The sequence below is a fragment of the Psychrobacter sp. PSi21 genome (genome assembly GCF_054960615.1).
On record NZ_JBHNYR010000029.1, the window covers coordinates 1 to 15,029 of the forward strand.

Genomic DNA, 15,029 nt, shown 5'->3' on the forward strand with positions numbered 1-15,029 from the left:
CAATTCACTCTCTTGATTTTATGTATTGGTTCACTTTTAGTTCCATCTGGATTTTCGAAAGATGCTCTATCACTTGCAATCGCATTACCTAAATCATCAGTTGAATTCCATCCTATAATTGAGTCCGCATATTTTTCCAAATTTTTGGGAAGCTTAGTATCAACTGCACACCCATGTTTATAAACACCGATAATCTTTTTACCCATTGATACAGCTTGATCAATTTCATAATCTACCCATGAACGTGTATGCGTTCTTTTACCAATCAAACAAATAAATGTCCCTGACCATGCAATTTTTTCTTTCAACATCCTTTCAATAGTTTGATCACTATCAGAGCTTTTTTTATTTTCATGCTTTGTACTGTCTATGGAACTATTTCGGATATCATAGCCTTTATCTTTTAAACGTTTTTTTAAGTCTTGAACATTATCGTCATCTTTACCATAGTGACTTATAAATACATTATTTTGACTTCCCATACTATTTCCTTAAAATATGACAACCATTGACTTATAGCGTTTATGTAATGTATAACCTTATAATTTCTATTTATCAATATGTAGTGAGTAGAAAATAATCAAACAAAAGCTGATAAGTATTATGTGGTGTTAGTTTCACTAATCTCAAGCTGTTGAAGCCAAATTATGAATAAAAAATATAAAATTTACGAACTATAGGAGCAAGTATGAGTTTTTTGGGTGAAAAAGAGTTAAAAGAGCAAATAAAATTAATTATTCCTCAGTATAGGCCAAAGTTTATAGACAGTAATAAATATGAGCTATGCTTAGGCGCTTCTTACTGTGCCTCTGATAGCAAATTTCGGGTTCTACAAGCTGAAGATAACCAAATAGTTGTTAATCCTGGTGAGTTCTATTTTTTAGAAACTTATGAAAAAGTCGAGATGCCTAATGATATTATGGGCTTTATATCTATAAAGGCTAGCATTAAGTTCAAGGGTTTAGTAAATGTATCAGGATTTCATGTAGACCCTCACTTTAAAGGAAAGATTGTGTTTTCAGTACTTAATGCTGGTCCTAGTCCGATAAACCTAACGATAGAAGAGCCATTGTTTCAAATATGGTTTGCGAAATTGACCAGCGCTTCTGAAAGTTACAACGGCAAGCATCAGGATCAAACAGGTGTCACTGGGAAGCTCCTTAATGATCATATGAGTGGAAGCGACAATGCATCTCTTGGTGATTTGCAGAAACAAATTAAAGATTTAGATAATAAGTATGAAAAAGTATTAGTATTAGCAAGTGTGTTAGTAGTTGGTATACTTAGTTTGGTTTTCAAAGCATACCTTAGTTAGATAAATACAGTATTTAGAACAATGTTAGCTCTCTTTTTGTAGCTGGCAAGCATGGCTTATCTATTTTGTGATTAATATGCCATTTAGGAGGAAAAAATAACTCTAATGATCTAGGTGTTTCTTTATACCTCTGTTTAATACGTTTGTTCTGCAATTGTAAATCTGGCATTTTTACCCTTAAGATTTTATCCGTTTCACAGAAGCAATTTTGTAAATCTATGAGAGTAGGCGATCTTCCAAAAAGAGGAATAAAGTCATCGTATCCAAACTCAGATTGGTAATATTCGAAATTTTCTTGAGTGAATTTAATAATGTCTTCATTACTATACTTTGAGGAAGAAGCATTACCAAAACATTTTTTAATACCTCTAATAGCCCCGATGCCTGCCTTTACAAATGAATCCTCACTAAAGTTAATTACACTTGAGTAATTCATATCAATAGCATATTGATATGCTAAAAAGTCACCGATAAAAGAGCATCCTCTAAGATAGTCAAAAGTATCTGATAATGACTTCGCTTCAATAATTTTATCAAAGACAGACTGATCAATTAACTCATCTTTAACCATCTGAAGCCATTTCTCATGTTTGAAATCAAGATGGTTATATAAAGAGTGTGTACCTGTCATCATGTAAGCATTATTAAATATGGGTCCAACCCTCTTACGTTTTAGTAAAGCGTTATTAATATCCTTCAAATCAAAGTTCTCCAAAGATATTTTACCAACTTCGCTCTCAAGGTACTCCCATGTCTCAAGCTTGTTAAATATTTTAAATACAATAATTCTGAGTAAAATATCTTTGTCAGAAAAATTATCATCTGAATAAATAACATTCTTGATTAGGTATTGACTGACCCTATCCATTGCCCTATAAACGTTGGTAAATTTATAAGACTGTAGGGTAGGGTCTTGGGTTAGAGGGTGGTTTTCTTCATACTTATTCCAGAATATACTCATTCTTTCTTGGATAAAGTAAAAATAATATTTGAAAACTTCTTCGTTTGGTCTAATCATACTTATTGCAACTTTATTACTGTCATTTATCTGAATTAGATGGAGTAGTTATTTTTTATTAATCATTAAGCTTTCTAAACTGAAGTGTTCTTTCTCTACGATTCCCTACTATAATGCCACCTTTATTCTCAACAACTTGATTAAATACTGTATATCCTTGGATAATAGCTTTCACCCATAACTGTAATGGACAATTTTCAACCTCATACCCTCTGACAAAAATTTGAATAGTCTTTAATAAATCATATGAAATACTACTCTCTTTAGTAAAATCAATATCTCTTTGCTTTGATATGGAAAATAACCAAGCACTCAGGCCTTCTTCGATCACAATTGGTCTACCGCTATCTTGTGTTTCATCAATAGAAGGGTCGCTTTTTCTCTTATGTTTAATCAAGGCTCTAAATGTAGGTGACCAGTGTAGTATGGCGGCAAATGCCAGATGAAATACATCATGATATTTGTAATTATCATCCTCTTGATGATTGTCATTTAAAGCACTTCCAATAAATACATCATTCCATTTGAGGTAAGCCTTACCATTCGGTTTTTCAACAATGTGAACCTCGAACTCTACTGGTAACTGCTCGTCTTTGCTAAAATTACTATCAAACGATAGCAAAGGTAAATTAAGTTCTTCAATTGGTACAAATCTATTCCTAATTTTAAAAGTATTGTGTTCAACAATATTTAACAAATCAAGATTTAAAAAACTCATTACTTCCGAGTATATAGTTAAAAAGTCTTTAACTCCTTCTAAAGTGGTTTCTTTACTTAGAGAGGTTGTATGGCTTATTAATTCACTAAATAACAACTCAGTATCTTTAATGTTTTTATTAGATTTAACGGTTACAAACGGTTGGTTCTTTATCCCTGATATAACGATTGCACTTCCATGGCTATTATAGGGCTCGATATCGCTTGCTAATTCATAGAGATCAACACTTTCGACAATAGTTATAAGTGTAAAATACCAGAAAATATCTCCCATCTCTTCGACGACTAGTTCGTTCGAATGATCATTCGAATCACTGTTGAGCAACTTCTTTTTGAGTAAGGATACTAAACTCCCTACTTCACTGAATAAACCCATCTGTGCACCAAAAAGAGCTTTATCAGAAGTAAACTTATTAGTCTCTTTAACAAGCTCAATATAGCTACTTAGATAAATACTATTAACTCTAGCCATGGCAGTCCTCCCTTTTTTAGAAAGTAGATAATCGTCTAGTTGTTGATAAATCTATGCTATGCTAATGAGCGAATTCGTACCCTTAAGTACGTCTTATATAACAGTGCATAGAATAATCATATCACGAAGGAGATTAATAACCATATGTTATGTAATATACCAAAGCACAAAGTATTCGTCAGCTTCCATCACGCTGATGGTGATTATCGAGAAGAGTTTGAAAATGCCTTCTCGGATGATGTTGAAACCTTTGTTTCTCGCTCAGTTCAAGATGGTGATATTGATCCTAATAATAAGACTGAAACCACTCGTCAGGCGATTAGAGATAGGTTCATATCTCAAAGCTCAGTTACTATTGTATTGATTGGTCAAGATACGTGGAAAAGAAAGCATGTTGATTGGGAGATAGGCTACAGCATTAAGAAGACGAGTCAGAATACACGTTCAGGACTTATCGGTATACTTTTGCCTAGCTATGATAAATGCAATAGCTATGGATGTTCTACTGAAGTTACAGATAACGGTGTAGAGTATACCCCTTGCAATATTCCACCAAGACTTTACGATAATATACAGGCTGGCTATTCAAAAATATATTCATGTCCTATAAATCATCGAGAATTGATGGCTTGGATTCATGAGGCTTTCCAGAAGAGAAATAGTAGACTCTATTTGCCAAACAATTCTCATTCTTATTTCAAAGAAAATCGTAGAGAGTGTCAAAATCACTGGCAAGCTTAAAATTTAATCAAAGCCATCTTGGATCTTTATGATATGACTACTTCTACTCAGAACTTACCACCTCTTGCTGTTCACTTTATTTGGCATCCTTCCGATAACGAAAATATTTTCGAGGTGATTAGTGAGTTTCGTAGGTATATTACTCGCGATACAGATAGACCGTTTTCCCGTGAAATCAATATACCTACCTTTCTTTATAGCTCTAGAACGCCAACAGAGACGCCTGACAATCCTCCGCTCAAGCTAGCACAAAAGGATATTATTTTTGTCTTTACTAGTAAACATACTTTGACAATTGATCCTTGGTCTAAGTATATTAATAAACTCACAAATGACGAGGGATACAGTATTGTCCCCGTTTCTATAGATAAAGCTGGAACCAGTCACAGTCAATGTGGTGGTTTAAAAGACCTAAACTTTATACGTGCTTATGATTGGCCGCAAAGTACGCGTATAGATAGCGGTATTCTAGCACTATCTCATGAACTATACCGCTATGGTTTCAATGATATTAACCCTAAAGAACAGAGCAATCTATCATCAATTAAACTATTTTTAAGCCATGCGAAAATGGGTAGTACTGGCGTAAACCATGCTTTAGCTATCAAAAGCTTCATTGATAATAGTAATATGCGTCAATTCTTTGATGCAACAGAGATTTCTCCTGGCTCTAAATTTAACAAAGATATTGAAGTGAACTTACAAGACTCAACAATGGTTGCTATTGTAAGCGATGCTTATTCTTCACGCTACTGGTGTCAGCGTGAGGTACTAATGGCAAAACAAAATAGAATACCTATCATTGTTGTTAATAGTTTGGAAGAATACGAGGATAGAATTTTTCCATCTGCGGGCAATGTACCCTGTGTTCATGTTACTGTTAAGCCGCTTAAAACAAAAAAGATACTACGCATTCTAATTGCGTCTTTATTAGAGACAATACGCTTTAAATATGCAACTGCTTTACTTAAGTATTATCGAAATCAAAGTTGGATAAATAAAAAAGCAGAAATATTGGCACGACCGCCTGAAGCTGAGCAAGTCATATTTATTAAAAAAGAAAAAGGACTTAAATGTGATGATAGCTTAATAGTTTGTTATCCAGAACCACCTGTTTACGAAGAAGAAACTGCTTGGGCTGGTGCTCTCAATATCACCTTATCCACACCTCTATTGTCAAGTGACGCTACGGCTACTAAAAAATATAAAGTTGGATTATCTATTTCAGACTATATCGACAAGGGTTTTGAGGTGCATCATCAGCACATAGATGAGCTAAAACGGTTATCGCAAGACTTGGCTCGTCATTTATTATATCGTCAGCATACGTTAATATATGGTGGTGATTTGCGATCTGACGGGTTTACCCAATTTATACTAGATGAGGCCAATATCTTAAGCGCACGTATTGGTGAGCAAAAAATACATGTGGAAAACCACTTAGCATGGCCATTATTTCTAACAAATGACCACATAGATTTCAAAGCAAAATATAACCAAGTGCTTAAAACTGAATGTCATACGTTACCTAGTGATGTCATACCATTACTTGATAATGCTACTGATATTTTCCTTCCACCAAATAGCCCTACGAATAGCTATATTTGGTCACGTAGCTTAACTAAAATGCGGGAATCCTCGATTACGTATTCGGATGTTAGAGTGCTGGCTGGTGGTAAGTTTGAAGGATATAAAGGTAAGATGCCTGGAGTACTAGAAGAGTTTTTGATAGCTATTGACCTAAATAAACCAATATATTTGGCTGGAGGTCTCGGCGGACTTTGCCAAAAACTATGTGACAGCATTCTAAATAATGAAATATGCGAAGAATTTACTGAAGGATGGCAGATAAGCCATAATGCGGGATATATAGAACTTCAACAGATTGCAAAAGGTAATTCCTTTGAAGCTAATTACGAACAGGTAGAAGCATCATTGTTAGGTATATCGGTTGAAAAATTGTCTTCAGTATCTGGCTTAAATGAGGAAGATTATAGCCGCTTAATGAAAACGCCTTTTGTTGACGAAGTTGTGCATTTGATACTTAAAGGTTTGAAGCAGTTAGAAAGTAGGGTAAGTGGATAATGTTCTTAAGTTGACTCTAACTTTACAGTTTTGTAGTACTGAACATCCATAAAAAAAGGCTTGCCGCATCGCTGCGAACAAGCCTTTTTCTTTTTGCAATATAAATATGGTGGGCCCAGTAGGACTTGAACCTACGACCAAAGGATTATGAGTCCTCTGCTCTAACCAACTGAGCTATGGGCCCTAAACGTTAGACGGACTATAATACCTGATTTTTTCAGATTTTCAAGTAAAAAATACCACTTAAGTACGGTTATATTGGATTTAATGTTTATAACGAGCAAAAATGTGTGATGGATCAGAAAGCAGTTTAAAACCAGCCATGAAATTCATAGCCATAGCGTACTTTTCAAAACTGCTGATCTGTTTGTGTCACTGATATTAAATGCTCAGATCGGGCTTGATTGAGTGCCGTGCCAATCGCGGCACCCTTGAGTGTTTGGTCAATATGACTCATACCGATAGCATGAAAGCTGTTTAAAGCGAGCATCATCTGGCGGTGCTGCTGTGCCAAATGTAATACGTGGCTAACCACCAAAAGCTGCGAGAGCTTTTCAGGGGCTTTATGAGCATTACAGGCTTGGATAAGGGCGATTTTTTCGGCAGCGCATAGTTGGTCGATACAGCTTAGCGTCTCATAGTGCTGCATAAACAGCGCGGCAAATTGTGTATGCATTTTGGGTACTTTGGCCTGATCTCCGATATCATGAATGGCCTGTACGGATGAAGGTATACTGATACTTGCTGCTTGTATTGTTGCACCGCTGAGCTGCGGGTTAAGGCTTGCCATCAGCAGTGCCCAACGCTCTGATAGATTCAGTTGCATTTGGCTGGCGAAATATAATGCAGTCTGTATGGTTTCTTTGACTTTGATATTTTGCCACGCGTCGTGCAGGGCGCCAAAGTGATCAGTAAGTGCGCCCATATCGAATAGCAGTTGCCAATAGACCTGTGGCGCGGTCTGCATCATCGCGCGGCTCGCCTCTTGCCAAATGCGTTCAGCGCTCAAATGAGCCAGCTCACCTGATGCCACAAGCTGATGCATCAGCGCTTGCGTCTCGTCCGCCACATGAAAGCCTGCGTCATAATAGCGGCTATAAAAGCGAGCCACCCGCAGCACTCGTAGTGGGTCTTCAGTAAAGGCTGCTGAGACGTGGCGCAGTACTTTATTATTGATGTCATCAAGCCCGCCATAATAGTCGATCACCTGACCACTTGTGGGCGTCTCGTCATTGAGCCCAGTCACCTCAATAGCCATTGCATTGATGGTCAAATCACGACGAAGTAAGTCTTCTTTTAAGGTAACGTCGGGACTAGCGTGGATACTAAAGCCTTGATAACCATGTCCTTGCTTACGCTCAGTACGGGCAAGGGCATACTCTTGGTGGGTATGCGGGTGCAAAAACACTGGAAAATCAGCACCCACTTGCTGAAATCCAGCATCCAGCATATCGGCCACACTGGCACCCACCACCACAAAATCCTTGTCTTTGATAGGAATGCCCAACAGCTGATCCCGTACTGCACCGCCAACCAAAAAAATCTGCATCATAGCCCCTTTTATTGCTGATAGCACCCAGCTGATAGTGGGTGACAACATGTGTCCGATGACATAAAAAAACCGATCAATACCGTGTGCTGGTATTGATCGGTCTTAGTATAGCAGATGGCGACTAGGCGTCATCCATCGCTGCTACTGCTAATCAAGCGAAAGATTATTGGATGTTGGCCAAATCTTGTGCTTCTGTCACAGCAAGGGCGGTCATGTTCACCACACGGCGCGCTGTTGCTGATGGGGTAATGATATGCACAGGCTTGTTAGCGCCCAATAAGATGGGACCAATAGACGCGCTTTGGGTTGCTGTTTTTAGCAAGTTAAAGGCGATATTGGCGGCATCTAGCGTTGGCAAAATAAGCAAGTTAGCCGCACCTTTGAGTGTGCTTGATGGTAAGTCATTGAGACGGATACGCTCGTCAAGGGCAGCGTCACCATGCATTTCGCCATCAAACTCAAAGTCGACATCGCTGTTGAGCAAGATTTCATGTACTTTACGCATTTTTTGCGCACTGGTACGGTCTGATGCGCCAAAGTTTGAGTGTGACACCAATGCCACACGTGGCGTGATACCAAAGCGGCGTAGCTGCTTGGCACCCAAGATGGTCATCTCCGCCAACTGCTCAGCAGTGGGATCCTCATGGATATAAGTGTCAGCAATAAAGATATTGCGATCTTGCATCAATACCGCATTCATCGCAAAGAAGTCTTTAACCCCTTCTTTTTTGCCAATGACATTTTGTACATATTTGAGGTGTAGATGATAATGGCTGAATGTACCACAAATCATACCATCAGCATCACCTTTTTCGACCAGCAAGGCACCGATTAAGGTGGTCTTACGGCGCACATCACGGCGCGCAAGCTCGATACTGACGCCGCGACGCTTGTTTTGCTCGTAATACGTCTCCCAGTAATCTCTGTAACGTGGGTCGTCATCTGGATTCACGATGCTGATGTTTTCACCATCTTTTAGGCGCAGTCCCAGTCTTTCAATATACGCTTCGATAACAGCAGGACGACCGACCAAGATTGGCTTGGCAAGTTTTTCATCAATCACAACCTGTACTGCAAGGAGGACGTTTTTATCTTCACCTTCACAGTATACAATACGCTTAGGATCAGACTTAGCGCGTGCAAACACAGGCCTCATAACAAACGCTGAGTTATAAACAAACTCAGACAGGCGTTGACGATAGGCATCAAAGTCTTCTATTGGGAGAGTGGCGACGCCTGAATCCATAGCAGCCTTGGCAACCGCAGGAGCAATCTCAATGATTAAGTTTGGCTCTAGTGGCCCTGGAATGAGGTAATCACGTCCAAAGCTTTGCATGCTTTCGATATCTTTAGCATCTGAAGTTGGGGTAGCTTCAACGTGAGCCATCGCAGCAATTGCTTTTACACAAGCGATTTTCATCTCTTCATTAACGGTGGTTGCACCGACATCTAGCGCACCGCGGAAAATATAAGGGAAGCAAAGCGCGTTGTTGACTTGGTTGGGATAGTCTGAGCGGCCAGTTGCCATGATCACGTCTGGGCGCACCGCGTGTGCCAACTCTGGCATGATTTCAGGTGTCGGGTTGGCGAGTGCAAAGATGATGGGGTCTTTGGCCATACGGCTGACCATATCTGCGGTCAACGTGCCTGGCATAGACAACCCTAAGAACATGTCAACACCGTCGATTAGTTCATCAATCGTGGTCGCTTCGGTATCGCGTGCATAGCGCTGTTTGGTTTCGTCAAGGTTTTCACGGCTGGTACTGATGATGCCGCGTGAGTCAGAAACATAAATATTGTTTTTGTTGATACCTAGTGCGCAGATGATGTCAAGGCAAGAGATGGCCGCAGCGCCCGCACCTGAGCAGATTACTTTTAGGTCTTCAATTTTTTTACCAGTCAATTGCAGCGCATTTAACATTGCTGCAGCAACAATGATTGAGGTGCCATGCTGATCGTCATGGAAGACTGGAATGTTCATACGCTTACGCAATTCGCGCTCAATTCTAAAACATTCTGGTGCTTTGATGTCTTCTAGGTTAATACCACCAAACGTTGGCTCAAGTGCAGCAACGGCTTCGATGAATTTATCAGGATCATTTTGCGCCACTTCGATATCAAAAACATCAATACCAGCGAACTTTTTGAACAAGACACCTTTACCTTCCATCACAGGCTTGGAGGCTAGGGGGCCAATATTGCCCAGACCAAGTACGGCAGTGCCGTTTGTGATGACACCAACAAGGTTGCTACGCGCAGTATATTTTGCAGCCAGCGTTGGGTCTTTTTCAATTTCAAGACAAGGAACGGCAACACCGGGTGAATAAGCGAGCGCAAGGTCACGCTGATTAGCAAGCTGCTTGATAGGGGTAACAGAAATCTTACCAGGTCTTGGATGCGCATGATAATGCAGTGCTGCTTGTTCGAACTGCTCTTTATCCGTGTGCGTCTTTTCTGTATTCAGATTGGTATCATCATTCATAATAATTGCCATTGTTGTGATAAATTGAAATAAAATAAACAGTAATAAAAATAAGTTAGAGTCTGCGCTGTGTTGATAGTGGTTCGATATTTAATGCAAATACCAAAAGCCAATAATGAACTTTAGAGTCACCATCACAGTCGTTTGTATATTGACAAGCTCACTATTCTAGCATCATGACCATTCACTGCCTAGCTGAAGGCAGCGAATAGACAAATTATATAATAATTTGATAACGAACATTCAGCCAATTGATGATAACAAATTTATGATAAAAAGAAAGCCATAAAAACGGGTTATGATGAACAACTGATAGGCATTTGCGGCGTATCTGGTTTGGGCGGCATCGTATCAAGTTCAGTGGCGATATTCTGTACCGTATAAGGCTGTGTGAGTAGCTCAAACAACCGTGCCACTTCCTCAAACTGGCCTTGTTCAGCCGCCTCAATAGCTCGTTGCGCCATGGCATTACGCAAGACATATACAGGGTTGTATTGACCGATTTCCTGAATGGTTTGGTCACGTGTGGTTGCGGTTTGTGCCAGATAACGCTCTGACCATGCTTGCCAATTTTGCTCTGCCGTGCTCGTCAATTCTGCCCGCATGGTCTCAAGCAGCTGCACTTCATAAGGGTGATCTTTTGGGGCAAGCAGACCCAGCAAGGCGCGGAAACTGTTGGTGTAATCAAGTTGGTTATCTTCTATCAAGCTGAGCCAATCAAAAGCAAGGCGTAGACTATCGGTGTCATGCGCAAGTCCCAATTTTTTGCACAGTCCCTGCTGATAATGCTGCATAAAGGTAGGCTCGTATATGTTTAAGCAATCCTCTAGATGTGCTTTGGTCACACCTGAGTGGGTCAGGCGCATAAAGTGAGAGAGCCAAACATTCAGGTTCCAGTGGCCAATGGCAGGCTGGTTCTGATAGCTGTAGCGTCCTGTGTGATCGGAGTGGTTGTTGATCCAAGCGGGATTAAAACGCTCCATAAATCCAAACGGCCCAAAGTCCAGTGTGCTGCCCGTGATGGATAAGTTGTCCGTATTCATCACCCCATGGGCAAAGCCAATCAACTGCCAATCAGCAATCATACGTGCTGTACGGCTGACTACGGCCTGCAAAAAGGCCAATATTGGTGTCTCATGCTCGCGGCACTCGGGATAGTAGGTGTCGATCATATAGTCGGTGAACTCTGCCAGCAGATCAGGTGCGAAGCTAGCCACCCACTCGATATGACCAAGACGCACATGGCTGTCAGCCACTCGCATCAAAGCCGCCCCCGCTTCCATACGCTCACGGCGTACCGGCGTATCAGAAACCACAAAGCCCAGCGCGTTGGAGCTGGGGATACCAAGCTGGGTGAGCGCATGACCACACAGATACTCACGAATGGTACTGCGCAGCACTGCGCGCCCATCGCCCATGCGTGAATAGGGCGTCAGTCCACTGCCTTTTAGGTGCAAATCTTGCAACGAGCCTTGTTTGTCCAGCACTTGCGCCATCAACAAACCACGACCGTCACCCAGCTGACCTGCCCAATGTCCAAATTGGTGTCCAGCATAGGCCATAGAAAGGGGTGCAAACCCATCAGGTACTTGATGACCACCAACGATATCTACCCAGCTATCCATCAAATCAGCATCATCACTAAACCCCAGTTGCTCAGCAACATACGGGTTAAAATGCCCTGCACGTGGGTTGTCTAACGGCGTGGGTACCTGCCGATGATAAAGACGCGGGTCTAGCGTAACGTAAGTGTTTTGATACTGCATACCAAATTCCTTGTGCGCATAAAATAGAATGTATGCCGTGACTATAGCACAGCTGTCAATAAAGGCAGCCTATGTACAAATGAGTGTCAACCTGTAATATTTCGTGAGCACTGTATCGGTGAGTATAGACAGGCAAGGTGACAGCCATAAAAAAACCCTCTATCCGTTACAGATAAAGGGTCTTTATACATCTGGCGTCAATATGGCTTAAGCGGCTTTGTTGCTGTGGCCAATAGAGCGAAACGCTGTCTTTAAGTTGTCATTATGCTCAAAGATTTTTTGCTCAATTTTGGTATATTCGTGCTTGAGCTTTTCATCGACTTCATGCAAACGATCTGCAAATTCTGTCTTTTTCAGCTCAATGGTTTTGGCTTTTAGCGCTTGCCATTCTTCTACCGTTTGGGTAAACGCTTCGTACTCAAACTTGACACGGTCTTGGAAGTTTTGCATGGCATGCGGGAGATCTAAGCCGCTTGCAGTAACAGTGTCGATTTTTTTCTGTGCGTTTTTAAACTGCATTTGTACTTCTGCATGTTTGATGGTGGTGTCATCAATAGTGCGTAAGTCTGAGGTCAGACCCACTTTTGACAGACCAGCAATCAACCATTTGGTTGGGTCATACTGCCACCATTTAACGCCATTACGATAGTCGTATTGGAAAAAGTGATGGAAGTTGTGGTAACCCTCACCCCAAGTGAAGATGGCCAAGAAAAAGTTATCACGTGCCGTGTTGGTGTCGGTATAAGGGCGCGTACCAAACATGTGGCACAGTGAGTTGATAAAGAACGTAAAGTGGTGGGTCAATACTAAGCGCAGTAGGCCTACCAACACCAGCGTGCCCCAAACATCACCAAGCAACCAGCCCAGAGCGGCAACCAGCCCGACATTGGTAGCCAGTACCCATAAACCATAGTATTTGTGCTGGATTTGGAGCACTTTGTCTTTGGTCAAGTCAGGGATGTTTTTATAATCAAACTTACCACTTGGGTAGTTGCGTAACATCCAGCCAATATGGCTGAAGAAAAAGCCGCGTTTTGCTGAGTAAGGGTCGTCCATCACGTCATCAACATGGCGATGATGGCTACGGTGCCCTGAGCACCAGTCAAATGCTGAACCTTGAACCGCAAGCGTTGAGCCGAGCAGTAAAAAGTTTTTGACGATAGGATGCGCTTTATAGGCGCGATGCGACATCAAACGATGGTAGCCTGCAGTGATACTGATACCTGTCCATACCATGAAGAAGCCAAACGCTCCCCAGACAGGTGCGCCAACTTTATGCGTGCTCAAGTACCATGGCGTAATGATCGCAGCAGCAAGCGGCGTCGTCACCAAGATAGCCGCAGGAATCCAGTTGATGGGCGCTTTTTTGAACTCAAGCTCACGAATATCAACCGTCTCGTCCATAGAGACGTCTTGGCTATCAGGAGATGCATTGCTGATATAACCGCTGATAGCGGTAGGCTGCTCAGACATCGCATTTGCCGTCGTGTCCTCGAACCACGTTCTAAAACGGGTCATTTGAGTGCTGGCCGTCTGTAAAAGCATGTCACCAGACTTGACAGCGAAACGTAAGCCTTTGAGCGGTAAGCCTATTGCTTTTTTTGCAATCATATAATATCCCTAACGGTATTAGTTTCAGCCCCTATATTACCCTAAAAACGACAGAAAGTGAACGGTTATACACTATAAAAATATTACTAAATAACAATAACTTGTAGGGATTATTGAATATATTGTCTCTAATTCCCTACTGTCTATCAGGTTTTAAAGGAAAATGTAAATGATGGGGGTTTCTTGTTAAACCATATAGGCTCATTTAATCCTAAACAATCATATGTTTATGATGGTTGTTACAGCCTATTGATGATGGCTGTAAAAACAAATACATGGCTGATGTAGGCTAAGCTATCGCGAGTTGTTGCTTGTGGTCACGGATTTTTGCTGATGGTTATAAGAGCTGGGTGGGAATATCGGTGATGATGACATCAACCTGCCATTGTACCAATTGTTCTACGGCTGCTATATCGTTGACGGTCCAAGCGCTGACGGGCAAACCATGACGATGACAATCGCGAATCAGAGACTGACTGAGTAGGGGGTAATGAATACCAAGCTGGATACAGCCCAATTGTAGGGCAGTGTTAGGCGCTTTGGCGATCAGTTTGGGTTCACGTACCAATAATCCCCGCGGGATATGTTGCAGTACCGTACTGCGCTGGAGCTGAGCGAGAAGCTGCCTATCAAAACTGGTCAATACGATAGGCAGGTTTGCCAGAGGACTGCCGAGTAAGTAATGATTCAAAGCACGGATTAACTTGGCGTGATCAGTACGATTGTGGGTTTTGATTTCCAGCTCAATATGGCTAAATTGCGTCAGGGTATGAGTGTTGCGGCTTGCTTTAGTCGATAGCGCTGCACTCGATAAGCTAGGCTTGACGGCGGGCATGTGCTGCGTTAGCGCATCTAAGGTGATGATTTTTTGTCCCGATTGCAGATGCCGCTGGATTTCAGCAAGGCTGAGCTGATCGACCCGTGACTGTAGGCCACATAGACGCTGGAGTGTGTCGTCATGAAAAACGATCAAATGCCCGTCGGCGGTCAACTGCACATCAAATTCAACCCCAGAAAGTCCGCGTGCTTGCAAGCGCTGGGCATGAACAAATCCAAACCAGCTGTTTTCGAGCACCTCTTGTCTGGCACCGCGATGGCCCAGTAAGCGTGTGTTTTCAAGATTTATCATGACCTGACTGCCAAGGTTGTGATCAAAGTTGTTGCTAAAAGCGTGAAGCGGCTCAATGGTAGCGTCTTACTGTCTATTATAATCATCTGTAGTGTAGCGGCAGTTTGTGTCGTAAGCGGCCATAACCCTTTTATAGTTTGT

At 41.6% G+C, this 15,029-nt stretch carries 11 protein-coding genes and 1 tRNA gene; 3 read left to right on the plus strand and 9 right to left on the minus strand.

Annotated features, from left to right (window positions below; genetic code table 11):
- Positions 1-482: TIR domain-containing protein (locus ACFI32_RS14305; protein ID WP_462627294.1), on the minus strand; the 482-nt coding region annotated here is incomplete at its 3' end.
- Positions 483-688: 206 nt separating this feature from the next.
- Here ACFI32_RS14305 and ACFI32_RS14310 point away from each other — a divergent pair.
- A complete protein-coding gene (locus ACFI32_RS14310; protein WP_462627295.1) occupies positions 689-1,315 on the plus strand; it encodes a dCTP deaminase in 627 nt (208 codons plus the stop codon).
- A gap of 13 nt (positions 1,316-1,328) precedes the next feature.
- On the opposite strand, the gene ACFI32_RS14315 is transcribed toward ACFI32_RS14310, so the two are convergent.
- Positions 1,329-2,333 (minus strand): nucleotide kinase domain-containing protein, encoded by a 1,005-nt coding sequence (locus tag ACFI32_RS14315; protein ID WP_462627296.1) that lies wholly within the window; start codon positions 2,331-2,333, stop codon positions 1,329-1,331.
- Positions 2,334-2,391: 58 nt separating this feature from the next.
- The gene (locus ACFI32_RS14320) at positions 2,392-3,522 is read right to left on the minus strand and encodes a hypothetical protein (RefSeq protein ID WP_462627298.1); all 1,131 of its coding nucleotides are present in this window, start codon (positions 3,520-3,522) and stop codon (positions 2,392-2,394) included.
- A gap of 144 nt (positions 3,523-3,666) precedes the next feature.
- Between ACFI32_RS14320 and ACFI32_RS14325 the strand changes: the two genes are divergently transcribed.
- On the plus strand, positions 3,667-4,263 hold the full coding sequence (locus ACFI32_RS14325; RefSeq protein ID WP_462627299.1) for a TIR domain-containing protein: 597 nt from the start codon (positions 3,667-3,669) through the stop codon (positions 4,261-4,263).
- Positions 4,264-4,296: 33 nt separating this feature from the next.
- Positions 4,297-6,348: a TIR domain-containing protein gene (locus ACFI32_RS14330; protein WP_462627300.1), complete on the plus strand. Its 2,052-nt coding sequence runs from the start codon at positions 4,297-4,299 to the stop codon at positions 6,346-6,348.
- 107 nt (positions 6,349-6,455) lie between these two features.
- Here the strand turns inward: ACFI32_RS14330 and ACFI32_RS14335 are convergent.
- From ACFI32_RS14335 to ACFI32_RS14360, 6 genes are all read right to left on the minus strand, one after another.
- Positions 6,456-6,532, minus strand: a tRNA-Ile gene (locus tag ACFI32_RS14335).
- A 165-nt stretch (positions 6,533-6,697) separates the two neighbouring features.
- Entirely contained in the window at positions 6,698-7,897 is a 1,200-nt protein-coding gene (locus ACFI32_RS14340; protein WP_462627301.1) for a tRNA nucleotidyltransferase, read from the minus strand.
- A 166-nt stretch (positions 7,898-8,063) separates the two neighbouring features.
- The gene (locus ACFI32_RS14345; protein WP_462627302.1) at positions 8,064-10,382 is read right to left on the minus strand and encodes an NADP-dependent malic enzyme; all 2,319 of its coding nucleotides are present in this window, start codon (positions 10,380-10,382) and stop codon (positions 8,064-8,066) included.
- A 296-nt stretch (positions 10,383-10,678) separates the two neighbouring features.
- The gene (locus ACFI32_RS14350) at positions 10,679-12,148 is read right to left on the minus strand and encodes a protein adenylyltransferase SelO (RefSeq protein ID WP_462627303.1); all 1,470 of its coding nucleotides are present in this window, start codon (positions 12,146-12,148) and stop codon (positions 10,679-10,681) included.
- Positions 12,149-12,355: 207 nt separating this feature from the next.
- Positions 12,356-13,534: an acyl-CoA desaturase gene (locus ACFI32_RS14355; protein ID WP_462627315.1), complete on the minus strand. Its 1,179-nt coding sequence runs from the start codon at positions 13,532-13,534 to the stop codon at positions 12,356-12,358.
- A gap of 562 nt (positions 13,535-14,096) precedes the next feature.
- Positions 14,097-14,888 (minus strand): glycerophosphodiester phosphodiesterase, encoded by a 792-nt coding sequence (locus ACFI32_RS14360; RefSeq protein ID WP_462627304.1) that lies wholly within the window; start codon positions 14,886-14,888, stop codon positions 14,097-14,099.
- Positions 14,889-15,029: the final 141 nt, after the last annotated feature.

Coding starts and splice junctions, on each gene's coding strand:
- ACFI32_RS14310 (WP_462627295.1), top strand. CDS start 689: ATGAGTTTTTTGGGTGAAAAAGAGTTAAAAGAGCAAATAAAATTAATT.
- ACFI32_RS14315 (WP_462627296.1), bottom strand. CDS start 2,333: ATGATTAGACCAAACGAAGAAGTTTTCAAATATTATTTTTACTTTATC.
- ACFI32_RS14320 (WP_462627298.1), bottom strand. CDS start 3,522: ATGGCTAGAGTTAATAGTATTTATCTAAGTAGCTATATTGAGCTTGTT.
- ACFI32_RS14325 (WP_462627299.1), top strand. CDS start 3,667: ATGTTATGTAATATACCAAAGCACAAAGTATTCGTCAGCTTCCATCAC.
- ACFI32_RS14330 (WP_462627300.1), top strand. CDS start 4,297: ATGACTACTTCTACTCAGAACTTACCACCTCTTGCTGTTCACTTTATT.
- ACFI32_RS14340 (WP_462627301.1), bottom strand. CDS start 7,897: ATGCAGATTTTTTTGGTTGGCGGTGCAGTACGGGATCAGCTGTTGGGC.
- ACFI32_RS14345 (WP_462627302.1), bottom strand. CDS start 10,382: ATGAATGATGATACCAATCTGAATACAGAAAAGACGCACACGGATAAA.
- ACFI32_RS14350 (WP_462627303.1), bottom strand. CDS start 12,148: ATGCAGTATCAAAACACTTACGTTACGCTAGACCCGCGTCTTTATCAT.
- ACFI32_RS14360 (WP_462627304.1), bottom strand. CDS start 14,888: ATGATAAATCTTGAAAACACACGCTTACTGGGCCATCGCGGTGCCAGA.